Consider the following 26,576-nt stretch of genomic DNA (forward strand, 5'->3'; position numbering starts at 1 on the left):
GACTACCGCAGACCACTCAGGGTCGCTCCCCGGCATTCGCCAGGAGCGACCCTTTCTCATCCAGCCCGAAGCAAGCCACCCAGCCCACGCACCTCAACGTCGAGCGGGCGTCACCGTTGACGCATGCACGGGCGACGGCTACCGCAACCCCCTCGTCGAGAACCGCTTTCGGATCTTCGACAGCAACACCGAGCCACTCCGGTCTCAGCGGAAATCCGCAACTCACGGCGGGTCGGCGTTGTTGTGGATGCGTTCGAACCGCCGGAGGGAACCCACCGATCCATCTCCGCGCACCTCGGTGCCGAGTAGATGTCAACGCCGACATCCGCGCGGAGCCACATGCCCGTAGCTCAACCGGACAGAGCGTCTCCCTACGAAGGAGAAGGCTGGGGGTTCGATTCCTCCCGGGCATACCAACTTTCGACGATCATGGGCTCGACGGCGACGCGGTGACCAGACTATTGCCCTCGTCGTATCCGGTCCTCATGGCCTGCCGAATGCCCATTGGAATCGTCCGCCCCCGAGATCCCGGCACCGGCGCTCGACAGCGCAGCCCCCATGAACGTCACTGGCGATCCGCCGAACCGTTGTCATCGAATATCCTTGTCTCACAACGGCGAGCGGCTCTTCCCCGCCGAATCCCGACACTAACGGAGCACACCGACAGGCGAGAAGATCAGCACCGCCGAGGGGGTGGCGCTGTAATCGGTATCGGGGACGCGTGACGCGTCTGCTGTCACTCCGCGAAGGTCGCCTATGGGTTGTAGATTTCCACGTAGGCGTTGGTGGCGACGGCGAAGACGCCAGGTCCGGTGCCGGTGCAGGCCGCCGTAATACGGTCACCCGACGGGGTGAACGGGTAGCTGAGCACCTTGTAGGGGCCGACGGCGTACAGCGGGAACGGTCCGCTGGCGTAGAGGCCGACACAGTCGAGGTGGAGTACGTAGTTGGATCCACCGTCGGGCCGGCAGACTGCCGACGCGTCGAACAGCCCCTTCGTCACGGTGCAGTCCTGTGGCGCGGCCTGCGCGGTACCCGACCCGACGACCGCTGCGAAACCCAAACCCGAAATGCCCGCGACCGCAACCCGTGCGGCAACACTCAACGACCTTTTCATGAAGACCCTTCCGATTGGCGTTGTGTTGTTCGTCGTAGCCGAGCTCTATTTTGTTTCCATTCTGAAATTTTTGGCCGTGTCCGGCCCACATCGTTCCCGCCGTCCGCGCACCGATGCGGTCTGTCTGCGAATCAGGTTCGGGGTGCGCAGAAGTGGTCGGTGACCGCCTCGACCGTGCCTTCACGGTGCTGATTGTGCCGAGCGACCAATCGGGGGGTCGATTGGAGCGGCTGGAGGCGAATGCGGGAGCGGTACAGCGGTGAAATACGGTCGAGGTCGTGACAGGTCATGGCGATTCGAGGGTTGGCGGAGTCGATCATGGGTAAGCCGAATCGGAAGCATCGGGCGGCCAAGCAGCGGGCGCGAAACGGCGGAGCCGACTTTGCGGCCATGCACGGCGGGGCCGAGGGGCGGCCGCCGACCGCTGCGGAGATCGGCAATGCGATCCTGGCGGCCGCCATGGAATCGGCCCAGCGCGGAACGCGGGGTGGATCGGTCCAGCGTGATCCGGTTGTTGTATTCACCGGCCGGCTCGCCGCCGACGACCCGCTCGTTCACGAAGTGGAGCGGGGTGCGCACCTCGCGGGGCAGCACCTCATGACGCGGGTCTTCCGGAATGGCTGGTTGCCGACGGACATTCATCAGGCGGCACGACGGCGCGTCGACGACTTCGCGGTCAGTTTTCTGATCGACACCATGGCGGACGCTGTGCGGCCCTTCGCGCCTGCGACCGTCGACGAAACCTGGGTTGCTCAGCTCGGTGAGTTGGCGGCGGACGCGTGGTGGTCGGATTCGGCGCCGCATTTCGGCCAGTGGGCGGCGAAGCACATGCTGACTACCAACGAAGCGCTCACCACCGTGATCGAGGCCCTCGCCCTGCTGATCCTGCTGCCGAAACTGGAACTCATCAGGCCCTTGCCCGGTACCGCACGTCCGGCGGCCGCTGTCCCCCATCATGTCGACGAGAAGGCGCTCGGCCGCGTTCGCGGACTGCTCGCCAAGGCCGAGTCCACGTCCTTCCCCGAGGAGGCCGAGGCCCTGTCGGCCAAGGCACAGGAGCTGATGACCAAGTACGCGCTCGATCGGGTGCTCGTCGACGCCGACACCGCCGTCCCGGATCTCCCCGGGGCACGGCGAATGTGGCTCGATACCCCGTACACCGACGCGAAGGCCCTGCTGATCGACGTGGTCGCCAAGGCCAATCGATGCCGCGCCGTCTTTTCCTCGGCATGGGATTTCATGACCATCGTCGGCGACGACGCGGATCTCAACACGGTGGAGTTGTTGTCCACCTCGCTGCTCGTGCAGGCCACCAGGGCGATGATCGCGAACGGCGACAAAGCCTCCCGAAGCGACAAAGCCTCCCGAAGCGACGAAGCGCGCAGCCGGACGTTCCGGAAGTCGTTCCTCGTCGCCTATGCCACCCGTATCGGGGAGCGTCTGGAAGCAGCCACCGCGGCCACCATCGCGGAATCGCCTGAGCCGGAACGACTGCTGCCGGTCTTGGCTTCACACCAGGTCGCGGTCGACGCGGCCTTCGACACCTTGTTTCCACAAGCCCGCAATCGTGGGATCACAATCCGTAGCGCCGCAGGCTGGGATGCCGGCCGAGTGGCCGCCGACCGCGCCCGGCTCGACCCGGGACGGTCATGACGATCATCCCGGAGTCGATGGCCGGATCGGCCGGTCACTGCTGATACAGCGTGGCCCCGAACATCGTTCCCGCGAAGGCGAATTGGTCGGAGTCTCCGATCGCGCCATACCGCATTTCACGCCCCGCGCACCTCAGCGTGGAGTAGATGTCGACGAGCAGGGTTGCGCCGCTGGCGGTTTCGTGGGCGGCTGCGCGTGATCAGAGCGCCGCGGATTACGGCAGGTGTGCCGCGCGGCAGATTGTGTGCCCCCACCGCACCCGGGATCGCCGCAACGGCGGACGCCTCAGGCCGCGTCCGGATGCCGCGTGAGCAGCCGCTCGGCGGCGTCGTACTCGTAGAGTTCGGCATAGCGCCCCCAGTCGATGGCGATCCGCAGTTGTCGCCGCGCGGCGTCCTCGGTGAAGCCCCGCCGCAGCAGATCGAGGAAGAAGCCGTCGCGCAGCCGCTGGTTGCGCGCACTGGTCAGCGCGTGGTCGATCGCCGCGACCAGGGGCGCCTTGGCTCGCGCCAGCCGAGCGAAAATGGCCTTGGCACTGTCGATATCGGCCTCGGTGAACAGGGAGCCGTCGAGGGTGAGCTCGATATCCCCGTCGGCGGTGGTGGCCAGCCCCAGCATGGTGGCGGCGTCGACCAGCGGCATCAGATCGTCGATCTCGAAGCGCAGCCCGCCCGCCAGATCCGGCAGGTCGGCCCGCCCGCCTTGGGCAGCGACAAAATCCAGCATGCCGCCGATTCCGTCCACCCCGGCATCGGGCAGCGGCCGGGTGATGGGGGTGGGGGTGATGCTCGTCCGGTCGCCATCGAAGGTGGCGTCGGTGAGCATCCGATAGGCCTGGTCCACCAGCGCCTGGAACCCCGCGCCGCGCGGGTCGCGCGGCTGCGGGAGACCCACCCGGATCTCGCCCTTGATTCGGCCGGGATTGTTGTCCAGCACCAGGATTCGATCGGCCAACTGGACCGCCTCCTCGATATTGTGGGTGACCATCAGCATGGTTTTGGTGGGGAAGGCGGTCTCCGCCCACAGTCGCATGAGCTCGCCGCGCAGGTTCTCGGCGGTCAAGACGTCCAGCGCCGAGAACGGCTCGTCCATGAGCAGCACCTCCGGCTGTACCACCAGGGCGCGGGCGAATCCCACTCGCTGGCGCATGCCACCGGAAAGCTCCTTGGGATAGGCGTTCTCGAAGCCGTCCAGGCCGATCATGTCGATGGCGTCGGTGACCCGCTCGCCGCGCTCCCAGGCCGAAATCCCTTGGGCGCGAAGGCCGAGTTCGACGTTCTGCCGCACGGTCAGCCACGGCAGCAACGCGAAGGTCTGGAACACCATGGCGGTATTGGCATTCGGCTCGGTGATCTCGGTCTGCCGGATGCGCGCGGACCCCGCGGAGGGGAGCATCAGGCCCGCGATGATCCGCAGCAGCGTGGACTTGCCGGAGCCGGATTTGCCCAGCAGCGCGACGATTTCGCCCTCGTGCAGCTCGAGGCAGACATCCGAGAGCACCGGCAGCTGCTCGCCGGAGGGGTTGGTGAAGTTCTTGCTGACACGATCGACGGTGATGATGGGGGTCGACACGGTGTGTCCTCCTTTCGAAGAATGTTTCAGCTCAGCGAGAATCGCCGTTCGGCGGTGCGCTGCAGGCGTCGCCACAGCAGGCGGTTGATGGCCACCGTGACCACGCTCATCACCACGGTGCCGAGCAGCACCTTGGCGAAGACGTCTTCGGTGGTGGCATTGGTGATGTACGCGCCCAGGCCGTAGGCCTCCATATGGGTGCTCCCGGCCTCCACGACCTCGCCGACCAGCGTGGCGTTCCACGCGCCGCCGAACGCGGTGATCGCGCCGACCACATATCCGGGGGCGATCGCGGGCAGTATCAACGACTTCCAGCGCTGCACGCCGTGCACGCCGAGATCGTCCATGGCCTCGCGCAGGTCCGTCGGGATCTGCCCGGCCGCCGCGATCACATTGAACAGCACGTACCACTGCGCACCCAGTGCCATCAGCGCGATGCCGCCGATATTCAGTGAGATGCCGGTGTAGGTGAGCGCCGCGATGACGAAGATGAACAAGAACTGGGCCGGGAAACTGGCCAGCACCTGCACCACCGGCTGAGCGAACCGGCAGACGCGCGGATTCATCCCGATCCACACGCCGACCGGCACCCACACGATGGTGGAGACCACCAGCAGCACTATCACGCGGCCGAGGCTGGCCAGCCCCATGAGCGAGGTCGGCCCGAATTCGGCCAGTCCCACGGTTCTTTCGAAGTAGGAGGCGAGTGCCCAGGTGCCCCAGGCGAGCGCGGCGAAGAGCAGTCCGAAGAAGAGCACATCGCCGATGCGGCTGCCCGCGCGCTCGTCGTAGGCGGAACGGGTGCTGCGCCCGAAGACGCGCATGAGGCGATCGATCCGCTCGCCGACCGGCCGTAGCACCCGAGCCAGCCGGCCCGGGACCGTGCTGCGCCGCAGCAGGTCGAGCACCAGACTCCGTGGGGCCTGGGCACTTTCGGTGTGCTCCACCCGGAATCGCTCCGACCACGCCGTGAGCGGCCGCCAGAACACCACGTTCACCGAGACGATGGTGAGCACCATGACCAGCGCACCCACCACGAGGTTGCCGACCTCGGCCTCGGAGGTGGCCGCCGCGATGAAGCTACCCATGCCGGGCAGCGCCTCGTCCCGGCCGGATACCGTGATGACCTCCGAGGCCGCGAGCATGAACCACGCGCCGCCGAAGCTCATCATGCCGTTCCAGATCATCGGCACCATGGCCGTCGGTACCTCCAGCTGCCACAGCCGCTGCCAGCGGGTGAGCCGCATCATGCGGGCCGAATCATCCAGCTCCCGAGGCATATTGCGCAACGCCTGGTAATAGGCGAAGGTCATGTTCCAGGCCTGCGCGGTGAAGATGGCGAAGATGCACGCCGCCTCCGCGCCCAGATACGAGCCGTGGAACAGGCCCACGAACGCGGTGACCGTGATCGAGACCAGGGCCAGCACCGGCACCGACTGCAGCACGTCGAGCGCCGGGATGAACACCTTCTCGGCCCGGCGCGAGCGCGCCGCCCACTGGCCGACGATCAGTGTGAAGAGGATTGACGCCGCGAGGCCGATGAACATGCGCAGCGTGGTGCGGGCCGCGTAATAAGGTAGGTTCGCGGGATCGGTTGATACGGTCTCGGTTCCGGTATCCGGCGTCCAGGGCACCGACATGTCCCGAAACAGCCGCAGCGCCAGCAGGATCAGCAGCACACCCGCGCCGATGATCAGGTAGTCCACCGCTCGGAGCCGCCCGCGTGCCCGCGGCGCCTCGGGAGTCGTCTTGGGCCGGTCCGGAATTGCCAATTCAAGAGTCATTGCTGTTCACCTCGCTCCGAGCGGCGTCGTCGCAACTCAGTTGGTCGATTCGGCGGCGACCGCGGGCGGTGCGGTCATGACATTGAAGGCGTGCACGGCCGAGGCCAGCACCGCCGGTGCGCCGACGAGCAGGTTGAAAACCACGACGCCTATCCCGGCCCCGGCCACCGCGCCCTCCAGACAGCCGGTGACGGCGCCGGGAATCGCCAACGTGCCCAACGTCAATGCGCCGACCACGAGACCCTGGCCCGCGCCCAGCAGGACGCAGCCCAGCGGCGCGCCGATGACGGCGCCCAGCAGCGTGCCCACGGCCAGGGCCACGGTGAGCTCGTTGTTGACATTCTGGAAGACGGTATTCATCCGATCCTCGAAGCTGTCGGGATCGGCGATCTGTTGTGCCGCAGGGCCTTCGGCTTGCGCCTCCGCGGCGGCGTGCAGCTCCGCGGCGATGCGTCGTTCCTCGGTGCTGACCGGTCGGGCCCGATCCGGGCGCGGGGTGAGGGTGGCGCTGTCGCCGTCGATGCGGGCGTCGATCGGGTACGTGGTGTCCTGCTTCGTGATGGTCAGTGGGATCGCCCCGACCACCACGCCCTGCGGGTCGAGGATCTGCAGCTGGTCGATAGTGGTTCGGAGCGTGCCGAGGTCGGTGCGCAGCACCACCGATCGGTCCTCGATCCGGGCGTCGCCGGACACGGCCTGAACTGTCACAGCGTCGGCGAGCCGGACGTCCGGTCCGGGTGCCGCGGCCGAAACGGCGGCCGGGGCGACCAGTCCGGCGGTGGTGATCGCCGCGGTGGCGAAGGCGAGCAAGCGAATTCTCATCGGGATGTTTCCCCTCGGGATATCGCTGCCCGCATCGGTTTCCGGGCAGCATCGAATACCGTCGGACACGGTGGCGCCGACGGGTCGGATATATATGCGAATCTCCGAATTCATTCGTAAAATGTGCATGCGAATAGCCCGGTGCCGCGCGGGCGGCATCGTGATATCGGAGAATTACGTGCGTCGAGATATCGACGCGGTGATGGTGTGCTGGCTAGCGGCCCGGACCGAGGCGGAGGGGCCGGCCCGGAGATCCCGGGTCATCATCGGGTGCCATCTTGCTACCCGACCTCCTCACTGGTAGAACGCGATTCGTCAACGCACGGGGGAGGTCGCCCGGAACTCTCGGGGCGGGCGCACACCCCTCTCGTCAGAGTTTTGGCACTGCACGACGTGTTCCGAATCGGAAAGCCACTTTGGATTACCCCTTGATCCGGAGAAATCTGTCCTAACCTTGGGCGTCTCTCGACGTCGTCAGATCAGTGGCCTGTGTTCGTGCAGGAGCCTCGCCTATCGAGGTGCAACAGGGAACCTAGTTAAAGACTCGGTAAAAGTCAAAACCGCTATTCGCATATCGGCGAGCGCTATGTCACAGCGGCGCACCGGACCCCGCGACCGGTCGCCCGCGATGCGGGTCAGGTCGAAGCGATAGGTTCCGCCCAATGTCCATGTCGGCGCGCCGAATCGAGAACCCTCACCTGCACCACATGACACCATCGGCGTGCAACTCGATCGCCGTCAGCCGCTGCTCGGCGAGCACCTCGGCCGCGTCCCTCGCACCCCGGCGGTCGCCCCGTCGCCGGAGATCACCTCCACCGCCCCCAGCAGCCTGATCCGAATCAAACTGTGCCACCCTCTGTTCCCGTTCCTCCACCTACGGCGTACAGGATGCACTCCCCCGCTGGCATGAGCGTCAGCGTCGTATCAGCCGCAATCGCCCATCGCGACGACCTCGCCGGGTCCCGGCTCCGGCCTCGGCAGTTCCCGCACTTGCCATCCTTCCCGGCATACCAGCTTTCGACGAAGCGCGGCCATGGTGCGACGCACGCCTTACACCTGTCCGGTCGTTCGCTGGGATCGCGACTTCCAGACCAGCAGTGCGGCTTGGGCGAGGAAGAAGATGCCGCCGCCGGTGGCGTAGACGGACAGGACATCCAGGGATGGGGAGGGGCCGGTGGCCTTGGCCACGTAGACGGCGCCGACCAGGAAGGACAGGCCGCCGGAGATCAGGGTGGGCCATTGTTTGCCCAGGGTGGGGCCGCGACGGTAGAGGCCGACTGCCAATTGAGCCGCGCCGGATATCGTTGCCCAGATACCGAATACGGCCAGGACGGCGGCCACGCCGCCGGCGGCTCCGGCGATCCCCAGGGCAATGGCGGCCAGGGTGCTCAGGGCGCCGTTGAGGGCGGTCACGCGGCGTTCCGAGCCCTCGGGCACCACGAGCCAGTCGATGGCGGAGGACACCGCGTCGATGAGGGGGTAGACGATCAGCAGGGTGAGCGCCGCGGCGTGCAGGGGGACGTGGGCGGCGGCGAAGGCTAGGGCCCACCCGAGGGCCAGGATGCCGCGGACCAGGGAAAGGCGGATCAGTGAGGAACGCTCGGATGTCGAAACAGGCTGTACCGCAGTGGTGTTCATGGAAACACCTTCGCCGCCTCGGGCAGTCGGCCGAATCTGTCAGTTGACGTTGACGTGACGTAATCCTGCTTCGGCAAGGTACCGACCGGCGAGGTCCTCGATGGTGGCGGTGGCATTGCCGGTGGCCAGATGGTGTTGGCCGGCGGTTTTCGAGGGAAGTTGCCCGTGGTCGGTCATGTCGGGCGGGATCGTCAGGCTGTATCCGCCGTGTTCACGCCGTGACGTCCGGCGGCCGGAGCCGCCGGACTGTCGGACCGGGAATGCGGGTCAGCGGCGCCAGCCGTAGTCGTAGCCACGGTGGTCGCGATCCCAGGAGAGCCAGTCGTTGTGGTGGCTGCCGTGCCAGAAGAAGTCGTCGCAGAAACGGTAGTAGTGCCAGTCGAATCCCCTGTCCCACTGGCAGAACGGATCGAACGACGTGCGCACGTCACTGCTCAGCGCGGTATGGGCCGGCGCGGTCGCCTCCGGAGTCGCGGCGCCCGCGATCCCGGTGCCGGCCGCGCCGATCACCGCAAGCGCCGCGAAGGCCGTGGCACTACGACGGAATCGACGGATCATGGTGTCCTCCAATTGTTTTCGACTCCGACAGGTTGTCGGCGTCCGGTGTGACACCAATACTGGACGCGATCGCCGCGGCGTTCTGCCACGGCGGTGACAGTAGATATGTATCCGCGCTTACACACCGCCGGCAGGCCGGTGTCACGGTATGGCGGCGGCGGCCGCCAGTTTCGCGCGATCGATGACGATGATCCGCCCACGACGCAGGGCCACGATGCCGCGCTGTTCCAGATCCCGCAGCACTCGATTGGCAGTCACCCGGGTGGTGCCCGCCATCGACGCCAGATCCTCTTGGGTGAGCCGGATTTCGGCGATGGGCGTCTGCGCGCCGTAGATCCGGCCGAGGTTGTCCAGACGACGCACCACCCGGGTCTCGACCGGCAGATACAGCGCCTCGAGCACCGTGGCCGACAATCGTTTGACCTGCTCGACCAGGGTGGCGGTCAGCATGCGGTCGATTCCGGGATTGGCGCCGCGCAGCATCTCGAACCGGGCCCGGCTCAGCGTGAGTGTCTCGGCGTTCTGTGCGGCCTCCACCGTCGCGGTCCGGATGGCGTCGGGACCGAGCAGCGCCAGCTCGCCGAACGAATCGCCGGGGCCGATCATGGTCAGGGTCGCGGTATGGCCGAGCGGAGTCGCCACCCGGATCAGCAGCAGTCCGGATTTGACCAGATGCAGGCAGTCGCCGGGATCGCCCTCGTGGCAGAGGATTTCGCGGCGTTTGAATCGGCGCGGGACGCACGAGGCGAGAACCCGTCGGCGTTCCTCCGGCTCCAGACCGCGCAGCAGCGCGAATTCGGTGCTCACGACAGTCCTTGCAGGACAAAACAGTTCACCGGTTCGCGGCGACCCTTGACGACGAGTGCGCGCAGCGGCGCGACCGCCACCCGATCGCCCAGCTGAGCCCGGGTGAGCGGTCCGATCACCACATCACCCGGGTGCGCCACAGTTTGCAGCCGGGCGGCCAGGTTGGTGGTGTCACCGATAGCGGTGTAGTTGCGCATCTGCGCCGCACCGATATTGCCCACCAAGGCCGGACCGGTGTTGATCCCGACCCGGAATCGTGGCCAGCCCGGTTGCTCGGCCGCGATCCGAGCCACCGACCGCTGCAACAGCAGGCCGGCGCGCGCCGCACGCAGCGCGTGATCCGGTTGCGGCACAGGCACATTGAAGACCGCCATCACCGCGTCCCCGACGAACTGCACCACCACGCCACCCTCATTCAGAATCACCGGCACGATCGCGCCGTAATAGGTGTTCAGCATATGCACCACCAGCGCCGGATCGGTGCGCTCGGCGAACGGCGTGAACCCGCTCAGATCGGCCATCAGCACACTGACTTCCGCGATCCGTCCGCCCAGATCGGCCTGCGCGGGGTTGGCGAGTAGAGCGGTTGCGACCTGGGGCGACATGTATGAGCGGAACAGCTCGTCCAATTGCCGATACAAGCGGGCATTCTGTTCCAGCACGACAAGCTGACGTTCGGTGAGGGCGAAACGTTTCGACAGTTCGACGCCGGCCGGGCCGAGCGGCTGATCCGCCGGCACCCCGCCCGCGGCGCGCTCCCGCAGCACCTCCACCATCTCGGTCAACGCCCGCGCGTAGTCGCGCTCGAGCGCGATCATGGTCTGGTTCAACGTGACACTGTCGAACAGTCCCAGCGACGACCCCTCCCGTCGGAACTGCACATGACTGGTCACCGCGATCAGCGCGAAGGCCACCAGCATCAGCACATGCCATTCCCACCAGGACGCCTGCCAGCTACGCCCGTAACCGACCGCCAGCAATGCCTCGATCAGCAACACGAACGCGCTCAGCACGGTGAGCAGCAGCGTGCCCCGACGGCGAAAGAACTGGCGCGCATACACGACCGCCGCGATCAGATACGACAGTGAACCCGCATACCCGAACACCACCAGCGGCTGCGTGGTCTCGGTGGCGCTGGGAACCCCGTCCAGCGGCGGCAGCCCGGTGAGGGAGAAGATCCCCCACACCATCAGGGTCAGGACCGGCAACGCCGACAGCAGCCACGCCAGCCGGTTCAACCGGGCCGCGGCGACCGGCCCGTATTCGATCGCGGAGGCCACGGCCGCGAACCCGCCCAAGGTCAGCCCGACTGGCACGGCATAGACGAATCCGGCATTCGGCGTCCGGAGGATGACGCCCGGGGTGGCTATCGCGTGCAGTCCCAGAAAACCCGCCGCGAACTGAAACATCAAGGACACCAGAATCAGTCGCACATCACGGCGGCTGCGCGCGGCCCGGAACAGCAGCACGCCCATCGCCATCGCCATCGTCGCCGCGGCCAGCACCAACCAGAAGTGCTGCGGATGATGCTCGTAGTGAGCGTCGAACATCGGATGCGACAGCAACAACCAAAGCCCCAGTGCGGGAAGGCTTATCGCCGCCGCCCAGGTCAGGGCCCTCAATCTCGGCATTACTGCACCCTACGGCAGCCACACTCGGCGTCCGGACGACGGAAGCACCCGGTGCCGGGTTGAGCCGCACCGGATATCGTTGCCCAAACACCTAATACGCCCAGAACGGCGGCCGCACCGCCATGAACGAAAGCGGTGGGCTCGCTAGCCGATGAGGTCCCGTACGGTGGGTCCCCGCCCGTGCAGTACCGCGAGCTCGGCCCAGTTCCACAGCGCCGCCGGACCCGCGAAAACCGTTGCCGCACTGACCTGCTCGCCCCAGCGGAATACACGAAACGGGGACATATCGATTACTCCTTGGGTGAGAAGACGAATTCCCGGACCGCGTGCTCGAACCGCTGGGGTTCCTCCAGATGCCCCATGTGCCCGCTGTGTTCCAGGACGACCAGTCGCGAATTGGGCATCAGTTCGTGCAGTTCCAGTCCCCAGCGCGGTCCGCAGATGACATCGTGGCGGCCCACGACGACCAGGGCGGGGACGGTCAGGTTCGGCAGATCGGTGCGATCGTCGACGAGGTCGGGAGTCAGGTCCGCGTCCAGTCCCGAGATGTAGGTGGCCCGCAGCCCTTCCCGGAAGGCGGCCCACCGCTGTTCGTCGCCCCAGTAGTCGGCGAAATAGGACGGCAGGATGCCGCGCGCGACCGCGAGGGTCTGTTCGTCGCTCGAAATGGCCCGCATCGCCTCGAAGGCCGCGAGCACCTCGTGCAGTTCCGGCCGGTCCGCGTGCGCGGCGGCGAACTCCTGAAGGCGGCGTCCGGCCTCGGCCCCGTGTTCGGGCCCGGTGACCGGTGCGCCCTCGTACAGGACGACACCCGCGACCCCGTCCGGCCGGTGGATCGCGTGATAGGCGGCGACGAACGCCCCGTGCGAGTGCCCGAGCAGATACACCTCGGGCACGTCCAGGTGGTCGATCAGTCGTTGCAGCGCAAGGCTGTACCGCTCGCGGGTGTAGCCGTGCGGATGGGAGGGCAGGCGGCCGGATTCGCCGGTGCCGAGCGCCTCGACGTACACCATGGTCAGGTGTTCCTCGAGAGCGGGCATGCGCAGGTACTCCCAGAAGATCCCGGGGCCGCCGGGATGGGCGACGCAGACGGGCCCACTCCCGTACACGTGATACCGCTGGGTGATGCCGTCGGAATCGACGGTGTGGACGCCGGGTGCGAGTCGGCCGGTGCCGCGGATCGAGTGCGGCGCGGACATCACGCTGCCCGCAGCGGGCCGGCGAACGACTTGCGCAGCGAGGACGGGCCGACCAGCGGCAGCAGCGCCGCCAGCAGCTTGCCCTTGAAGGCCTGCGGAGTCCGGGTCAGTTCGACATCGACCCGGGTGCCGCCCGATTCCGGCGTGGCCCGGAAGACCCAGCCGCCGCCCGCGCCGAAGAGCTTGGAATCCAGGGTGGTGACGGTGACGGTGTCGCCGTCCGGATCCCATTGGTAGCGGGCGCGTTCCCAGGCGGCGGCCGTGCCTTCGGTGACCTCGGCCCAGGTCTCGCCGCGATCGTGGACGACGAAATGCTCGGCGTCGATGCTCGGCCACACCTCGGTGCGGGTGGGTCCGAAGTCGGTGAGCACCCGCACGACCTCGGCGGGAGTCAGTGTGGACAAGAGATGAAAACGTACCGTAGCCATGGAAGAACCTTCGCCGCCGCGGGCGGGCGGCCGAATCTGTCAGTTGACGTTGAGGTGACGTAATCCTGTTTCGGTAAGGTCGCGGCCGGTCCCGTACGTCGTCACGGGTCCGGGAGGAGAGCACCACCCATGCCGATGGTCGGACGAGACACCGAGCTGAAGGTCCTGGCCGCACTCGTGGACGGCCCCGGCGACCGGAGCGGCATCCTGATCGAGGGGGAACCCGGGATCGGCAAGTCGTCGCTCGTCGAGGAGACGGTCGCCATGGCGGCCGCCGCGGGGCTGCGGGTGCTGCGGACCGCGGGTGTGGAAGCCGAACACGGCCTCGACTACGCCGGGCTGCACCGGCTGCTGTACCCGCTGCGCCGCGCGTTCGATACCCTGCCGGCGCGCCAGTTCGAGTCGCTGACGACCGCGTTGGGCATGTCGGATGCCGTCGGTGAGCCGAGCCCGCACCTGGTGGGCCTCGCCGCCCTGACGCTGCTGGCCGATCTGGCGGTCGAACGGCCGCTGCTGGTCGTCGCCGAGGACGTGCACTGGCTCGATCCAGCCAGCGCCGAGATCCTCGCCTTCGTCGCGCGCCGCATCGACTCCGAACCCGTCGCCATGGTCGCGACCGTGCGAGGCGGCACGAACTCACCGCTCCGCGAGGCGGAGCTGACCGCCATGCGGCTCGCCCCACTGTCCGATGCGGACGCGAACGCCGTGCTCGACAGCACCGCACCGGAGCTGACCGCCCAGGTCCGCCGCCGGGTGCTCGCCGAGGCGCACGGCAACCCGCTCGCCCTGACCGAACTGCCCACGGCCGTCGGGGATCTCGCCGAGCCGGTGCCGACCCTCCCCTTGACCGAGCGCCTCGAACGAGCGTTCTCGGCGCGCAGTGCGACACTGCCCGAGCGCACTCGATCGACCTTGCTCGTCGCGGCGCTCGACGACGGCGATTCGGTCACCGAAACACTCGCTGCCGCAGGGATTCTCCTCGGATCCGAGGTGGGGACCGACATTCTCGCCCCCGCGGTCGCGGCCCGGTTGATCGACATCGGTTCCGGCACAGTGACCTTCCGCCATCCGCTGGTCCGCTCGGCCCTCGTGGCGGCGGCGACGGCCGAGGAGCGCCGCCGCGCCCACCTGGCGCTCGCCGACCTGCTCACCGGGTCTCCGGATCGCCAGGTGTGGCATCGGGCGGCGGGCACCGCCGGAGCCGATGAGGAGGTGGCGGCGGCGCTCGAGGACGCCGCCGAACGGTCCCGGCACCGCGGCGGCGCGGTCGCGGCACTGGAACGTGCCGCCACGCTCAGCGCCACCCCCGGCCGGCGCGCGGATCGCCTGCTGCGTGCGGCCGAACTGGCCGTCGACTCCGGTCACCCCGACACGACCGAACGACTGGTCGACGCCGCGCGCACCCTCCCCCTCACCCCCGCGCAGGAGGCCACCGCGAAGTGGCTGCTGAGCGGATTCGAGGACGGAATGCGCGAAAGTCCCTCGCGCATAGGCGAACTGGCCGCACTCGCGGCCTCCGTCGCCGACGACGGGTATCCGGATCCCGCGCTGCGGATCCTGTGGGGTGCGGCCATGCGGTGCTTCTGGTCCGAACCTGGGCCCGAGACCCGGCGCGCGGTCCTCGCGGTCGCCGACACCTTCGGCATTCCCGACGGTGACCCGCGCAAGCTGGCGATCGACTCGATCGTGGCCCCGTTCGACCGCGGCGAACAGGTGCTGCGCCACCTGCGGGCGCTGGCCGCGACCACGGGCCGCGATCCGGAGGTCGATCACTTCCTCAGTAGCGCGGCCTACCAGGTCGGCGCTTTCGACCTCGCGGCGCAGTTCGCCGGCGCCGCCGCACCCGGATTCCGTTCCGCCGGACGCCTGGGGCTGCTGACCCGGGCCCTCGCGATCCAGGCCTGGAGCCTGGCCCGGCTCGGCGACCTCGCCGCCGCCGCGCCCATCGCGGCCGAGGCCGCGGCCTTCGCCCGCGAGACCGGCGCGCCCTTCATGCATGCGGTGGTCGTCGCGGTACAGGCCGAAATCGCCGCTCTGCGTGGGGAGTATCCGCAGGCCGCCGAGCTCACGGCGGACGCCGAACGGACCGGACTGGCCGCCGGCGCACGGCCCGTGCTGGCCACCGTGCAGCTCACCCGGGGGCTGATCGCGCTCGGTGAGGGCCGATTCGACGACGCCTTCACCGATCTGGCCCGCATCCACGATCCGCGCGATCCGTCGTATTCGCTGGCGCTGCGCGCGTGCTTTCTCACCGAGCTCGCCGAGGCAGCGGTCCGGGCCGGGCAGACCGACGCTGCGGCGGAGCTGCTGCGCGGACTGGAACCGGTGGCGGCGTCCACGTCGTCGCCCGCCCTGCACATCGGAATGCGGTACGCCCGAGCGGTTCTCGCCGGTGATTCGGCCGGCAAGCTGTTCGCCGCCGCGCTGGAGGCGGATCTGACCGGGTGGCCCGCCGAACGCGGCCGCCTCCATCTCGCCTATGGCGAGTGGCTGCGGCGGCAGCGGCGGGTGGTCGAATCGCGCACCCATTTGCGCACGGCCCGAGAGACTTTCGACGCCCTCGGCTTCACGGCGTGGAGCGAGCGGGCCCGCCTGGAACTGCGCAGTGCGGGCGAATCGAGCCCGAACCGCGATCCGGACGCCCGCGAGCGGCTCACCCCGCACGAACTCAGCATCGCGCAGCTGGCGGCGCAGGGGCTGACCAATCGGGAGATCGGACAGCGGCTGTACCTGTCGCACCGGACGGTCAGCACCCACCTGCATCGCATCTTCCCGAAGCTCGGGATCAGTTCGCGCGGGGACCTCGCGACGCTCCTGCCGACCGAGGACGAGCCGGTGCGGTAGCCCAACCGACACCGATTACGTCATTCGACGCTCGCGACACCGGCCGTCCGGTTCCTAGCGTCTGATGACATGAACATCAGCAGACGACGACTTTTCGGTGGTGCGCTCGCAGCGGGCGCGGCGAGCCTGGCCGCGGCCTCGCTGAGCGCCTGCGCCACGGATTCCACGACCACGCAGGCGACCGCGACTCCGGTCGGTGCGGATCTGCGGAAAGGCTCGGGCGCGAATACGACACTGGGACCGATCAAGCAGATCGACGCCGGCGTCCTCAGCGTCGGCTACGCGGAATTCGGGCCCAGCACAGGGCAGCCCGTGATCCTGTTGCACGGCTGGCCCTACGACGCCTACAGCTACGCCGATGTCGGGCCGCTGCTGGCGGCGGCCGGATACCGGGTCCTCGTCCCGTTCCTGCGCGGTTACGGCCCGACCACCTTCCGGTCCGCGCAGACCGTCCGCAACGGCCAGCAGTCGGCGATCGCGCGCGACATCGTCGACTTCATGGACGCGCTGCACATCGACAAGGCCGTGCTCGGCGGATTCGATTGGGGCGCACGCACGGCCGACATCATCGCCGCGCTGTGGCCGCAGCGCGTCAAGGCGATGGTCGCGGTGAGCGGGTACATCGTCACCCAGCAGGCGGCACAGCAGCAGCCGCTGCCGCCGGAGGCCGAACTCGGCTGGTGGTACCAGTACTACTTCGCCACCGAACGCGGACGCCTCGGCTACGCCCGCAATCGGCACGACTTCAACAAGCTGATCTGGAAGCGCGCGTCCCCGGCCTGGAACTTCGACGACGCCACCTACGACCGCACCGCGGCCGCCTTCGACAACCCCGACCACGTCGACATCGTCATCACCAACTACCGGTGGCGCTTGAGCCTGGCGCCGGGCGAGCCGCAATACGACGCCTACGAACAGCAGCTCGCCACCGGACCGGCCATCACCGTCCCCGCCATCACCCTCGGCAGCGACTTCGACGGCGCAGCCAAGGACGGAAAGCCCTACGCCGCCAAGTACACCGGCAAACATGAGCACCGTGTCCTCGACGGCATCGGGCACAACGTCCCGCAGGAGGCGCCGCACCCGTTCGCGCAGGCGATCATCGACGCCGACCACCTCTGACATTCCGTCAGCCGCCGGGCCCGGCCGCCACCGCTGGGCCCGGCGGTTCGTCGTCCGGTCTCGCCGGACTCGATCGCACGCACGGCCGCCTTCGAAGAGGCGTCAGACGGTGATCGTCTGATACTCGGTGTACTGACCCAAACCGACGACGCCGTACTCGCGGCCGATGCCGCTGGTCTTGAATCCGCCGAAGGGGCCGTCGAATCCGATCGGCGCACCGTTGATGGTGACCGTTCCGGTCCGGATGCGGCGGGCAACGGCCAGCGCCGCGGCCTCGTCCGCCGACCAGACGCCACCGGAGAGTCCGTAATCGGAGTCGTTGGCGATGCGCACCGCGTCGTCGATATCGTCGTAGGCGAGCACGACCAGGACCGGGCCGAAGATTTCCTCACGGGCGATGCGCATGGCCGGTGTCACGTCGGCGAAAACGGTTGGCGTGACATAGAAACCGTCCTGCAGGCCGGGCGGGACCTGCGGACCGCCGCACACCAGACGCGCGCCTTCGGCAATTCCGACCTCGATGTAGTCACGGACCCGCTGTTGCTGATCGCCGCGAACCATGGGCCCGATGAAGGTTTGCGGGTCGCGCGGATCCCCGACCGGCAGGGACTCGACCAGCGCCGTCAGCGCCGCGACCACCTCCTCGTAGCGGGCGCGCGGGGCCAGGATCCGCGTCTGGGCGATACAGGACTCTCCATTGTTCAGCAGCGAACCGAATTTCAGGCCGTTCACCACCGCTGTCAGATCCGCATCGGGCAGGATCACCGCCGCCGATTTGCCGCCCAGTTCGAGACTCACCCGTTTGAGCTGGGTGCCGGCGATGGACGCGATCCGGCGACCGGCCCCGGTCGAGCCGGTGAACGCGATCTTGTCCACCCGCGGATGGGAGATCAGGTACTCGCTCGTTTCCCGATCCGCGGGCAGCACGCTGATCACGCCTTCCGGCAAGCCGATTCGATCCACCAGCTCGGCCAGCAGACCCATGCTCAGTGAGTTCTCCGGAGACACCTTCAGCACCACCGAATTTCCGGCGAGCAGGGCGGGCAGGATCTTCGACGTCGCCGAGGAGAAAGGCGAATTCCACGGGATCACCGCCGCCACCACGCCGACCGGCTCGCGCCGGACCATGCTGCGCACACCGGCATCCGGGTCCGACGGTGTGAGGGTGTGCTCCCAGTCGAAATGCTCGGCGGCCGCGAGGTAGGCATTCGCCTGCCGGGTCAGACCGGCCTGGCCGGCCTTGGTGAACCATGCGGCGGAACCGTTTTCGTCGGTGATGAGCTCGGCGATCCGGTCCGCCTGCTCCTCGCGCAGCTTGTTGAACCGTCGCAGCGCCGCGATTCGCTCGGCGGGCGGGGTGTCGCGCCAGACCCGGCTCTCGAAGGCCGCGTGCGCCGCCGCCACCGCGCGGTCCACATCGGCGGGTTGCGCCTGCGCCGCACGGCCGATGACCGATCGATCGTGCGGCGAGAGGATCTCCAGCAGTGCGGGTTCGCTGGGTTCGGTCCACGAACCGCCGACGTAGAGCCGATCGTAGGTGATCATCTGGCTTCTCCTGAGGTCGGCGAATTCTGTTGGTCGCGATAGGTTTCCAGCAGCCGGAGCCAGACTTCGCTGATGGTGGGGAACGACGGCACCGCATGCCAGAGCCGGTCGAGAGGGACCTCGCCGACGATGGCGATGGTGGCGGAGTGCAGCAGTTCGGCGACGCCCGGCCCGGCGAAGGTCGCGCCGACGACGACCCGGCGTTGCGGGTCGATCAGGACTCGTGCCCGTCCCCGATAGCCGGGATCGTGCTGGATCGCACCGGCGACCCGGCCGATGTCGTAGTCGACCACGTCCACGTCGCGCCCGGCGCGCGCGGCGTCGTCGGTGGTGAGGCCCACCGCCGCGATCTCCGGATCGGTGAATACGACCTGCGGCACTGCTTCGAGGTCGGCGGTGCCGGCGTGGCGGCCCCAGCGTCCGGTGTCCAGCGCCAGCCCGCGTGCCCGGGCGGCGATGACCGTCCCGGCGATGCGGGCCTGATATTTGCCCTGATGGGTGAGCAGCGCACGGTGATTCACGTCCCCGACCGCGTACAACCATTCCCCCTCGACCGCGGTCACGGTGAAGGTGTCGTCGGTGGCGAGCCACTGGCCGGGTGTCAGGCCGATCGTGTCGAGGCCGATGTCGTCGGTCCGGGGTGCGCGGCCGGTCGCGAGCAAGAGTTCGTCGGCGACCAGCCGGGTGCCGTCGGCGAGGGTGAGGTGGATGCTGTCGTCGGGTCCGCCCGCCCGTTCGGCGGCGGTGATGGTGGTGCCGAACCGCAGGTCCACTCCGGCTTCCAGGAGCCGCTCGGCGACCAGATCCGCGGCGAAGGCTTCGACTCTGCCCAATAGCCGGGACTCGCGGGCGATGAGGGTGACCCGCGCGCCCAATGCCTGCCAGGCCGCGGCCATTTCGGTGGCGACGACTCCGGCTCCGAGAATGGCGAGCCGGTCCGGCACCTCCCGGGCGCTGGTGGCTTCGCGACTCGTCCACGGCCGCACGGCATCCAGGCCCGGCAGTGGTGGCAGGGCGGCGGAGGTGCCGGTGCACACGGCCACCGCATACCGGGCGGCGAGCCGTACGGTCTCGCCCTCGGGCGTCTCGACCGTCACCCGCCGGGGTCCCTCGAGTCGGCCGTGGCCGCGGATGAGTTCGACATCGACCGAGGCGAGCCAGTCGACCTGGCCCCGGTCGTCCCAGTCGGCCACCATCCGGTCGCGATGCTTCAACACCGCGGCCGCGTCGAGCGGCCCGGTGACCGCCTCCCCCACACCGGGGAAGCGGGCGGCCTCGCGGTAGAGCAGCGCGGGGCGCAGCAGCGCCTTGCTGGGTTCGCAAGCCCAGTACGAGCATTCGCCGCCCACCAGTTCGGATTCGACGATCACGGTGCTCAACCCGGCGGCGCGGGTGCGGTCGGCGACATTCTCACCGACCGGCCCGGCCCCGACAACCACGACGTCGTAAGTACGAACTTCCTTGTCGGACATAAGCTTCCCTTCGATGGCCAAGTCAGCGGCCGGGTGCGCGCTGCGTGATTTCCTGCAGGAACCAATCGTTGCCGTCCGGATCGGTGAACGCGGCGAACGATCCGTAGCTGCGTCGCTGTGGGTCGGCGCCAGTGACCTGGCTTTCGGTTCCAGCATGGTGGAACACGCCGGTCGCGTCCCGGAACGGTCCGTCCACGGCAATCCCGCGTTCGGTCAACTCCGCGACGGCGTTCTCGATATCGGTGACGATCAGATGCAGACCCCGGACGGATCCGGGCGCGGCCGAGGTGACGCCGGTGCCGAAGATGATCGAGCACTCCGAGCCGGGCGGGGTGACCTGTACCACGCGATAGCCGTCGTCCACAGGGAAATCGGCGTCGAGACGGAAGCCGAGCCGCTCGGTGTAGAACGCCTTGGCGCGGTCGACGTCGGCGACGGGCAGGACGACGACTTCCAGTTTCATGTCCATGATTCGTGTTCTCCTCGAATGTCTTTCGCGGTCGTCAGTGGGCGGAGTTCTTGGCCGCCTGCTCGATCACGTCGGCCACCTTGTCGGGATGCGAGACGGCGACCGAGTGCGAGGCGGCGATCTCGGTGACCTGCGCGTGCGCCCGCTCGGCCATGAACCGCTGTGCCGCAACGGGGATGTTGAGGTCCTGGGTGGTGATCACGTCCCAGCTGGGCTTTTCGGTCCAGGCGGCGACGGTGGCCTTCTCCTCGAGCGCGGCCTGCAGAATCGGCCGCTGGGCGGCGGCGGCCAGGGCGGCGCGGTCCGCGGGGACGTCGGCGGCGAACTGGTCGTGGAACTTGGCCTGCTGGATGTACAGGTCGGTGCCAGTGCTGCCGTCGGGGTTGGTGAACGGGACCGGGTCGAGCGTGCCGGGCAGGGTGGACCCGGGGAACTTGTTGGTCAGCTCCAGCGCGGTCTCGCCGGGTGCGGGGAGGAACGCCGCCACGTACACCAGCGCTTTGACCTGATCGCTGCCGGCCGCGGCGGCGCTGATGACCGATCCGCCGTAGGAGTGCCCGACCAGCACAACGGGTCCGTTGACGTGGCTGATCAGCCCCCGCAGGGTGATGGCGTCGGCGGCGGGCCCGCGCAGCGGATCGGCCGCCGCGACAACCGGATAGTGGTCCTTGCGGAGTTGGTCGATGACATCGTTCCAGCTCGATCCGTCCGCGAACGCGCCGTGCACCAGCACGATGGTCGGCTTCGGCGCGTCCTCGGTCGGCCCGGCATGAGTGGTGGTGCTCGCGGTGCACGCGACGGCGAGGCTACCGGCGGCGACCGCAGCCGTGACCGCCACGATCGCCCGGCCCGCGTGCCGCATCCGGGGGTGTCGAATGTCGACCATGTCATTGTCCTTTCGAGGTGAAGCACGTTGTGCGGCTTCCACTCTGGTTTCCGCTCCCGCACCGCCACATCAGTCGGCTGACGCCGACCATGACGTAGTCGTCACCCGGCGGTCGAGAGCCGCCGGAACTGGTCGTCGGAGAGCCGCAGGTCTCCCGTGGCAACGTTCTCCGCGAGGTGGACAGCGAGGTCGTGCATGTCGTTCGAGAAGCCGGGCACCTGCGGGCCGGTCAATCGCGTGGCGCCGTAACCGATTCGGCGTACCGTCAGGTCGCCGCCCAGCTGGAATGTGGCTGTCATCAGTTGGATCTCTTCCTCTTCGCGAGCCGTGAATCGCGGGCGCGAGCGTCCGCGTCGAGGAAGATAGGTTTCGCGGGAATGCCGCCGCGAGCGTCGGATGACGTAATCGCTGTCGGTCAGGCCGAGTTCGGGTGACGTAGTCCGACGCCGTCGGACCCGACTGATCAGCCGATGGCGGTTCGGGCTCCGAGGGCGGTGAGCATGGAAAGGCGTTCGGCGTCTGCGCTGCCGGGCTCGGCGGTGTCGATCATGATTCGCAGGTCGCAGCCCGCCACCGTGAGGACGGCGCAGTCCAGGGTCAGGGCGCCTACTGTCGGGTGGTCGATGGTCTTGTCCGTGATGTCGTAGCCGGCGACGGCGCCGGACTCCCAGAGTGTGGCGAAGCGGGGGCTGTAGGTGCGCAGATCAGCGATGAGGCGGCGTAGGCGCTGGTCGGCGGGGTAGCGGGCCTCGGCGGCGCGCAGGTCGGATACCAGGGCGGTTTCGAGGGATTCGAGGGTGTCCGGTGCGTAGCGGCCGATGGAGCCGGGGCCGATGAAATGCCGCCACACCCGGTTGCGTTCGTTGCCCTGCCAGGTCATGGAATCGCCGAGCAGTGCCGCGCATGCCGGATTCGCTTGCAACAATGTCCAGGACGCGTCGAAGACGGCGACCGGGATGCCGGCCAGCCGATCCAGCATGCGCTGTACGGCGGGCGGGATGGCGGTGGGGACGGTTCCGGGCTCGGGCAGTACCAGTCCGGCCAGCCGACACAGGTGCGCACGCTCGTCCGCCGATAAGCGCAAGGCCCGCGCCAGCGCCTCGACCACCTGGGGCGAGGGGTTGGATGCCCGGCCCTGTTCGAGCCGGGTGACGTAGTCGACGGAAATACCGGCCAGCATCGCCAGTTCCTCGCGCCGCAGGCCGGGCGCTCGGCGCGCGCCATTCGCCGACAGCCCCACGGCGTCGGGGGATACCTGATCGCGCCAGCGCCGCACCGCTACTCCGAATTCCGCTGTGGCCATGGGATTCATTCTGCCCGTTCGCCGATCCGCCCACCGTCGGCGTATTGCTCGGTATCGACCGTCCCAGCCTGGTATCGACAGTCCCAGGAAGATCAGGCGACTGGCTGATGCCGCCCGGCGGCGCGAATCTGAGGACATGACAACAACACTCATTACCGGCGCCAACAAGGGGCTGGGTTTCGAAACCGCCCGTCAGCTCGTCGCGGCGGGGCACACGGTGTATGTCGGCAGCCGCGACGCCGAGCGCGGGCGGCTCGCCGCGGCGGAAATCGGGGCGCGCTCCGTCCAGCTGGATGTCACCGACGACGCTTCCGTCGCCGCGGCGGCGAAGATCATCGAGGCGGACGGCGGACTCGACGTCCTGGTCAACAACGCGGGCATCGATATCGAGGGCAATGGTGAGGTCGACCTCGCGGAGGTCACCGCCGACATGATGCGGACGGTATTCGACACCAATGTTTTCGGCGTCGTGCGCGTCGTGCACACGTTCCTGCCGCTGCTGCGGCAATCCACCGCACCGGTCATCGTCAATGTCAGCAGCTCCTTGGCCTCGATGGCACGCGGCACCACCCCGGACACCCAGGCCTACTCCTATCCCGGATTGTCCTATCCCGCATCGAAAACCGCGCTGAACAGAATCACCGTGCAATACGCGAAAGCATTCCCGGATATTCGGATCAACGCCGTGGAGCCCGGATACACCGCGACCGACCTCAACGCCCACGCGGGCAGGCAGACCGTCGAAGAGGGCGCCGAGATCATCGTACGGATGGCCCGGGTGCCCCGAAACGGGCCCACCGGAGGGTATTTCGATGCCTCCGGAACGCTGCCCTGGTAGTGACCGAGGATCAGGGACGCCTCGCGGCACTGGCGGAACAGGCGTCGATAGCGCTCAGCCCAGGATGATCGAGGCGGCGTGTTCGCCGATCATCATGGTGGCCGCGTTGGTATTGCCGCCGACGATGCTCGGCATGATCGACGCGTCGGCGACCCGCAGTCCGTCCACTCCGCGCACTCGAAGCGTCGGGTCCACGACCGCGCGCTCGTCCACACCCATGCGGCAGGTGCCGACGGGGTGATAGACGGTGGTTGCGCGGTTGGGGACTTCGGCGGCCAACTCCGTGCGGCCGGGGTATCGCGGACCCGGAGAGATCTCGGTATCCACCGCGCCGCTGATCGACTTGGCGGCCATGACCTCTCGGGTCAGCTCCATGCCGTACACCAGCGTGTCCAGGTCGCGCTGCTCGGCGAGATAGTTGGGGTCGATGGCGGGCGCCGCAGTGGGGTCGGCGGACGTCAGTCGCAGCGCGCCCCGGCTCTGCGGGTAGATCATCGTCACCAGGACGGTCAGTGACCGGCGCGGATCGGGAGTGTGACGGATCGGGGCATCCTGATTGGGGCCGGGATAGCCCCACGGCAGCACGTGCAGTTGCAGATCGGGCGCCCCGGCCGCATGCGGGGTACGCAGGAACGCGACGGCTTCGAACACGCTGCGCGCCAGCCAGGTGCTGTTGTTGCGCAACGACTCTCGCAGAAACGCCCGGGCGAAATAACCCGGCGACGAACGGCGCACGGCGGTCGGCATGGCGAAGGTCATCGGCACGAACAGGTGGTCGTGCAGGTTGTCGCCCACCGGGAGGTCGGCGACGACGTCGATGCCGAACGCCCGGAGATGGTCGGCCGGTCCGATGCCCGAGAGCATGAGCAGCTGCGCGGAGCCGAATGTGCCAGCGCTGACGATGATCTCGCGCTCGGCCCGCAGCACTTCGATGCCCTGCTCGGTCCGGTACTCCACACCGGTGGCCCGGCCGTTCTCGGTCACTATGCGCACCACGTGCGTATCAGGAAGCACCATAAGGTTTTTCGGGCGATCGTCGAGGTACCCGACCGAGGTGCTGTAGCGCAACCCGTTGCTGTTGCTCTGCTGGAGGATCGAGACGCCTTCCTGCTCAGCGCCGTTGTAGTCGGGGTTGCGCGGCAGGTCGGCGGTTTCGGCCAGCGCCTGCATGAACGACTCGGACGCGGCCGTCAGATCGCGCGCCCGGATCACCTTGATCGGACCGGAGCCGCCGCGGAACTGGCTCGCGCCGTCCTCGAACGACTCGAGTTTCTTGAAGCTCGGCAGCACATCCTGATACGACCAGCCGCTGTTGCCCTCGCCGGCCCAGTCGTCGAAGTTTCGCCGGTTGCCACGCACGAACACCATGCCGTTCACCGAACTCGAACCGCCGACCACCTTGCCGTGCGTCTGCGGGATGGTGCGGCCCAGGGCATGCTTCTGCTCGACGGTGTAGTGGCCCCAGTCGATCCGCTTCTTCAGCTGCGGCACGCTGTGCATCGGGCCGATCATGCCGGGCTTGCGCACCAGCCGGCTGTTGTCACGACCGCCCGCCTCGATCAGCGTGACCGCGGCACCGGTATCGGCCAGCCTGCGGGCAATAATGGCACCGGCGCTCCCGGAACCGATGATGATGTAGTCCGTCGCAGCCATGACCAGCCCTTCTGTCCACACAGGTCTCGCCGCGAATCACCGGCGAAACTGGAACATGTTGCGAAAGTACTCGAAAGCGGCCGCCCAGGAACCCGTTTCGGGTTTGACCACGGAGGCGGTGTAGAACTGCTGGTCGGCGTTGAGGTCGGCGATCACGGCACCGGTAGTGGCGTCGACGACCTCGATGCCGACCTCGGTACCGGGGGATGCGTCCTGGATCGCAGACTGCATCTGCTCGGCCAGCGCCGCGGGTGATCCAGCGGGTCGCCCCGAATTCGTAGGCGCGGCCGACGCATCGAGAGGCACCGCCCGGAGAGCGGCAAAGGCGAGAAGGCCAGCCGTGATGCCCAGCCGCCACAGTGGAAACGAGCGAATTGGGCGCGCGACCGCGCCAGCGGGGATTTTCCGCATCGGTATGCTTTCGGAACTTCGCGGCTTGAAACCGCACGCTCCCGGTGCCGTCGCCGCGTAAGGAGGTGACGGCACCGAGCGAATCGCGTTCAGCCGGTGATGGACTGGAAGATCTTCACGCCCACCAGGATCACTGCGATCAGCAGGTAGCCGCGCAGCGCGATCATGCCCGCCATCCGCCCTGGCGAGAACGCGGGCCGTTCGAGGGTGTCCAGCGCCGGAGTGCGCCAAGTGTCGCGATCCTGCTCCAGAATCGCCTTGCGCTCGGCTCGCGAGAGCGGGGTCGAGTTGAGTTCCTCGACCTGGTCGGGGTCCAGGCCGCCGAGCTCGACCGCGGTCTGTTCGGTCGTCCTGCGGTCGGCCCGGTGCTTGGCAACCGCGATACCGAGACCGCCGAACAGACCGACACCGACACCGATTCCGAAGCCGATTTCCAGCTGGGTTGTGGTCAGGTCCGGGAAGAAGGTGGCCGCGGTCAGTGCCAGCGACAGCAGCACCAGCGACCAGACGATGACGCCCGCGACGATGTTCTGCCGCACCGTGTTCACCCAAGGTCCGAGGACGGCCTTGTCGTTGCAGAGCAGGACCAGGAACACTGTGGCCGAGGGCAGCAGCACACCCGCCAGCGCCTGTACGCCCTGGGTCAGCAGGCCGAGCACGTGATCGGGGCTGAAGGACACCGCGGCGGCGACGGCGAGCAGCGCCGCGTAGCCGATGTAGAAGATCGGCGCCTCGGTGATCTTCCAGTGCAGCGAGTGCCGCTTGCCGAGGGTGTCGCCGAGGGCATACGTAGTGGCCAGCCCGACGGCGTTGGCGCCGATGAG

Annotated in this window: 25 protein-coding genes, 1 tRNA gene and 1 riboswitch; of the genes, 5 read left to right on the top strand and 21 right to left on the bottom strand. The window is 68.1% G+C overall.

Going from position 1 to position 26,576, the window contains the following annotated elements; translation table 11 throughout:
- Positions 1 to 339: 339 nt before the first annotated feature.
- Positions 340 to 416 (top strand) — tRNA-Arg (locus tag ABZ909_RS13465).
- 338 nt (positions 417 to 754) lie between these two features.
- On the opposite strand, the gene ABZ909_RS13470 is transcribed toward ABZ909_RS13465, so the two are convergent.
- A complete protein-coding gene (locus ABZ909_RS13470; RefSeq protein WP_356998477.1) occupies positions 755 to 1,105 on the bottom strand; it encodes a hypothetical protein in 351 nt (116 codons plus the stop codon).
- A 330-nt stretch (positions 1,106 to 1,435) separates the two neighbouring features.
- Here ABZ909_RS13470 and ABZ909_RS13475 point away from each other — a divergent pair, with 330 nt between their 5' ends.
- Positions 1,436 to 2,770, top strand: a complete 1,335-nt coding sequence (locus tag ABZ909_RS13475) for a DUF2786 domain-containing protein (RefSeq protein WP_356998479.1) — start codon at positions 1,436 to 1,438, stop codon at positions 2,768 to 2,770.
- Positions 2,771 to 3,055: 285 nt separating this feature from the next.
- Here ABZ909_RS13475 and ABZ909_RS13480 read toward each other — a convergent pair whose 3' ends face one another.
- From ABZ909_RS13480 to ABZ909_RS13530, 11 genes are all read right to left on the bottom strand, one after another.
- Positions 3,056 to 4,342: a nitrate/sulfonate/bicarbonate ABC transporter ATP-binding protein gene (locus ABZ909_RS13480; RefSeq protein WP_356998481.1), complete on the bottom strand. Its 1,287-nt coding sequence runs from the start codon at positions 4,340 to 4,342 to the stop codon at positions 3,056 to 3,058.
- 26 nt (positions 4,343 to 4,368) lie between these two features.
- The gene (locus ABZ909_RS13485) at positions 4,369 to 6,126 is read right to left on the bottom strand and encodes an ABC transporter permease subunit (protein ID WP_356998483.1); all 1,758 of its coding nucleotides are present in this window, start codon (positions 6,124 to 6,126) and stop codon (positions 4,369 to 4,371) included.
- Positions 6,127 to 6,162: 36 nt separating this feature from the next.
- The gene (locus ABZ909_RS13490) at positions 6,163 to 6,948 is read right to left on the bottom strand and encodes a hypothetical protein (RefSeq protein WP_356998485.1); all 786 of its coding nucleotides are present in this window, start codon (positions 6,946 to 6,948) and stop codon (positions 6,163 to 6,165) included.
- Between the two features lie 355 nt (positions 6,949 to 7,303).
- Positions 7,304 to 7,473, bottom strand: a riboswitch (M-box (ykoK) riboswitch).
- 525 nt (positions 7,474 to 7,998) lie between these two features.
- Positions 7,999 to 8,586, bottom strand: coding sequence for a DUF308 domain-containing protein (locus ABZ909_RS13495; protein ID WP_356998486.1), 588 nt, complete (start codon positions 8,584 to 8,586; stop codon positions 7,999 to 8,001).
- 39 nt (positions 8,587 to 8,625) lie between these two features.
- A complete protein-coding gene (locus ABZ909_RS13500; protein WP_356998488.1) occupies positions 8,626 to 8,763 on the bottom strand; it encodes a hypothetical protein in 138 nt (45 codons plus the stop codon).
- Between the two features lie 90 nt (positions 8,764 to 8,853).
- Positions 8,854 to 9,144 carry a hypothetical protein gene (locus ABZ909_RS13505; RefSeq protein ID WP_356998490.1) on the bottom strand — a complete coding sequence of 97 codons (291 nt, stop codon included), beginning with the start codon at positions 9,142 to 9,144 and terminating at the stop codon, positions 8,854 to 8,856.
- 141 nt (positions 9,145 to 9,285) lie between these two features.
- Positions 9,286 to 9,951 carry a Crp/Fnr family transcriptional regulator gene (locus tag ABZ909_RS13510; RefSeq protein ID WP_356998491.1) on the bottom strand — a complete coding sequence of 222 codons (666 nt, stop codon included), beginning with the start codon at positions 9,949 to 9,951 and terminating at the stop codon, positions 9,286 to 9,288.
- Entirely contained in the window at positions 9,948 to 11,582 is a 1,635-nt protein-coding gene (locus ABZ909_RS13515; protein WP_356998493.1) for an adenylate/guanylate cyclase domain-containing protein, read from the bottom strand. The genes ABZ909_RS13510 and ABZ909_RS13515 overlap by 4 nt, the downstream gene beginning before the upstream one ends.
- A gap of 144 nt (positions 11,583 to 11,726) precedes the next feature.
- Entirely contained in the window at positions 11,727 to 11,867 is a 141-nt protein-coding gene (locus ABZ909_RS13520) for a hypothetical protein (RefSeq protein ID WP_356998494.1), read from the bottom strand.
- A gap of 5 nt (positions 11,868 to 11,872) precedes the next feature.
- Positions 11,873 to 12,781, bottom strand: coding sequence for an alpha/beta hydrolase (locus ABZ909_RS13525; protein WP_356998496.1), 909 nt, complete (start codon positions 12,779 to 12,781; stop codon positions 11,873 to 11,875).
- Positions 12,781 to 13,209 carry a hypothetical protein gene (locus ABZ909_RS13530; RefSeq protein ID WP_356998497.1) on the bottom strand — a complete coding sequence of 143 codons (429 nt, stop codon included), beginning with the start codon at positions 13,207 to 13,209 and terminating at the stop codon, positions 12,781 to 12,783. Before ABZ909_RS13530 ends, ABZ909_RS13525 begins: the two co-directional genes overlap by 1 nt.
- 129 nt (positions 13,210 to 13,338) lie before the next feature.
- Here ABZ909_RS13530 and ABZ909_RS13535 point away from each other — a divergent pair, with 129 nt between their 5' ends.
- Complete coding sequence (locus ABZ909_RS13535; protein ID WP_356998498.1) at positions 13,339 to 16,053, top strand: AAA family ATPase; 2,715 nt, start codon at positions 13,339 to 13,341, stop codon at positions 16,051 to 16,053.
- Between the two features lie 69 nt (positions 16,054 to 16,122).
- Positions 16,123 to 17,175: an alpha/beta hydrolase gene (locus ABZ909_RS13540; protein ID WP_356998499.1), complete on the top strand. Its 1,053-nt coding sequence runs from the start codon at positions 16,123 to 16,125 to the stop codon at positions 17,173 to 17,175.
- Between the two features lie 102 nt (positions 17,176 to 17,277).
- Here the strand turns inward: ABZ909_RS13540 and ABZ909_RS13545 are convergent, their stop codons facing one another.
- From ABZ909_RS13545 to ABZ909_RS13570, 6 genes are all read right to left on the bottom strand, one after another.
- On the bottom strand, positions 17,278 to 18,720 hold the full coding sequence (locus ABZ909_RS13545; protein WP_356998501.1) for an aldehyde dehydrogenase: 1,443 nt from the start codon (positions 18,718 to 18,720) through the stop codon (positions 17,278 to 17,280).
- Complete coding sequence (locus tag ABZ909_RS13550) at positions 18,717 to 20,192, bottom strand: NAD(P)/FAD-dependent oxidoreductase (protein WP_356998503.1); 1,476 nt, start codon at positions 20,190 to 20,192, stop codon at positions 18,717 to 18,719. The genes ABZ909_RS13545 and ABZ909_RS13550 overlap by 4 nt, the downstream gene beginning before the upstream one ends.
- 22 nt (positions 20,193 to 20,214) lie before the next feature.
- Positions 20,215 to 20,661 carry a VOC family protein gene (locus tag ABZ909_RS13555; protein ID WP_356998504.1) on the bottom strand — a complete coding sequence of 149 codons (447 nt, stop codon included), beginning with the start codon at positions 20,659 to 20,661 and terminating at the stop codon, positions 20,215 to 20,217.
- Between the two features lie 34 nt (positions 20,662 to 20,695).
- A complete protein-coding gene (locus ABZ909_RS13560; protein WP_356998505.1) occupies positions 20,696 to 21,547 on the bottom strand; it encodes an alpha/beta hydrolase in 852 nt (283 codons plus the stop codon).
- A gap of 101 nt (positions 21,548 to 21,648) precedes the next feature.
- Positions 21,649 to 21,846 carry a hypothetical protein gene (locus ABZ909_RS13565; RefSeq protein WP_356998506.1) on the bottom strand — a complete coding sequence of 66 codons (198 nt, stop codon included), beginning with the start codon at positions 21,844 to 21,846 and terminating at the stop codon, positions 21,649 to 21,651.
- A gap of 164 nt (positions 21,847 to 22,010) precedes the next feature.
- Positions 22,011 to 22,850 carry a helix-turn-helix transcriptional regulator gene (locus tag ABZ909_RS13570; RefSeq protein WP_356998507.1) on the bottom strand — a complete coding sequence of 280 codons (840 nt, stop codon included), beginning with the start codon at positions 22,848 to 22,850 and terminating at the stop codon, positions 22,011 to 22,013.
- 136 nt (positions 22,851 to 22,986) lie between these two features.
- On the opposite strand from ABZ909_RS13570, the gene ABZ909_RS13575 reads away from it, so the two are divergent.
- Positions 22,987 to 23,688: an SDR family NAD(P)-dependent oxidoreductase gene (locus tag ABZ909_RS13575; protein ID WP_356998509.1), complete on the top strand. Its 702-nt coding sequence runs from the start codon at positions 22,987 to 22,989 to the stop codon at positions 23,686 to 23,688.
- 54 nt (positions 23,689 to 23,742) lie between these two features.
- On the opposite strand, the gene ABZ909_RS13580 is transcribed toward ABZ909_RS13575, so the two are convergent.
- The 3 genes from ABZ909_RS13580 to ABZ909_RS13590 all read right to left on the bottom strand — a co-directional run.
- Positions 23,743 to 25,341: a GMC family oxidoreductase N-terminal domain-containing protein gene (locus tag ABZ909_RS13580; protein ID WP_356998510.1), complete on the bottom strand. Its 1,599-nt coding sequence runs from the start codon at positions 25,339 to 25,341 to the stop codon at positions 23,743 to 23,745.
- A gap of 36 nt (positions 25,342 to 25,377) precedes the next feature.
- Positions 25,378 to 25,647 carry a D-alanyl-D-alanine carboxypeptidase gene (locus ABZ909_RS13585; RefSeq protein WP_356998511.1) on the bottom strand — a complete coding sequence of 90 codons (270 nt, stop codon included), beginning with the start codon at positions 25,645 to 25,647 and terminating at the stop codon, positions 25,378 to 25,380.
- A gap of 194 nt (positions 25,648 to 25,841) precedes the next feature.
- On the bottom strand, positions 25,842 to 26,576 hold a 735-nt coding region (locus tag ABZ909_RS13590; RefSeq protein WP_356998513.1), incomplete at its 5' end, for a divalent metal cation transporter.

The sequence above is a fragment of the Nocardia sp. NPDC046763 genome, assembly GCF_040645495.1.
GTDB lineage: Bacteria > Actinomycetota > Actinomycetes > Mycobacteriales > Mycobacteriaceae > Nocardia.

Bases quoted from the DNA above. Each gene is read 5' to 3' on its own strand.
- ABZ909_RS13530 (WP_356998497.1), bottom strand. From the start codon at position 13,209: ATGGCTACGGTACGTTTTCATCTCTTGTCCACACTGACTCCCGCCGAG.
- ABZ909_RS13500 (WP_356998488.1), bottom strand. From the start codon at position 8,763: ATGACCGACCACGGGCAACTTCCCTCGAAAACCGCCGGCCAACACCAT.
- ABZ909_RS13505 (WP_356998490.1), bottom strand. From the start codon at position 9,144: ATGATCCGTCGATTCCGTCGTAGTGCCACGGCCTTCGCGGCGCTTGCG.
- ABZ909_RS13545 (WP_356998501.1), bottom strand. From the start codon at position 18,720: ATGATCACCTACGATCGGCTCTACGTCGGCGGTTCGTGGACCGAACCC.
- ABZ909_RS13520 (WP_356998494.1), bottom strand. From the start codon at position 11,867: ATGTCCCCGTTTCGTGTATTCCGCTGGGGCGAGCAGGTCAGTGCGGCA.
- ABZ909_RS13495 (WP_356998486.1), bottom strand. From the start codon at position 8,586: ATGAACACCACTGCGGTACAGCCTGTTTCGACATCCGAGCGTTCCTCA.
- ABZ909_RS13540 (WP_356998499.1), top strand. From the start codon at position 16,123: ATGAACATCAGCAGACGACGACTTTTCGGTGGTGCGCTCGCAGCGGGC.
- ABZ909_RS13555 (WP_356998504.1), bottom strand. From the start codon at position 20,661: ATGGACATGAAACTGGAAGTCGTCGTCCTGCCCGTCGCCGACGTCGAC.
- ABZ909_RS13515 (WP_356998493.1), bottom strand. From the start codon at position 11,582: ATGCCGAGATTGAGGGCCCTGACCTGGGCGGCGGCGATAAGCCTTCCC.
- ABZ909_RS13485 (WP_356998483.1), bottom strand. From the start codon at position 6,126: ATGACTCTTGAATTGGCAATTCCGGACCGGCCCAAGACGACTCCCGAG.
- ABZ909_RS13575 (WP_356998509.1), top strand. From the start codon at position 22,987: ATGACAACAACACTCATTACCGGCGCCAACAAGGGGCTGGGTTTCGAA.
- ABZ909_RS13535 (WP_356998498.1), top strand. From the start codon at position 13,339: ATGCCGATGGTCGGACGAGACACCGAGCTGAAGGTCCTGGCCGCACTC.
- ABZ909_RS13475 (WP_356998479.1), top strand. From the start codon at position 1,436: ATGGGTAAGCCGAATCGGAAGCATCGGGCGGCCAAGCAGCGGGCGCGA.
- ABZ909_RS13580 (WP_356998510.1), bottom strand. From the start codon at position 25,341: ATGGCTGCGACGGACTACATCATCATCGGTTCCGGGAGCGCCGGTGCC.
- ABZ909_RS13550 (WP_356998503.1), bottom strand. From the start codon at position 20,192: ATGTCCGACAAGGAAGTTCGTACTTACGACGTCGTGGTTGTCGGGGCC.
- ABZ909_RS13565 (WP_356998506.1), bottom strand. From the start codon at position 21,846: ATGACAGCCACATTCCAGCTGGGCGGCGACCTGACGGTACGCCGAATC.
- ABZ909_RS13570 (WP_356998507.1), bottom strand. From the start codon at position 22,850: ATGGCCACAGCGGAATTCGGAGTAGCGGTGCGGCGCTGGCGCGATCAG.
- ABZ909_RS13525 (WP_356998496.1), bottom strand. From the start codon at position 12,781: ATGTCCGCGCCGCACTCGATCCGCGGCACCGGCCGACTCGCACCCGGC.
- ABZ909_RS13490 (WP_356998485.1), bottom strand. From the start codon at position 6,948: ATGAGAATTCGCTTGCTCGCCTTCGCCACCGCGGCGATCACCACCGCC.
- ABZ909_RS13560 (WP_356998505.1), bottom strand. From the start codon at position 21,547: ATGGTCGACATTCGACACCCCCGGATGCGGCACGCGGGCCGGGCGATC.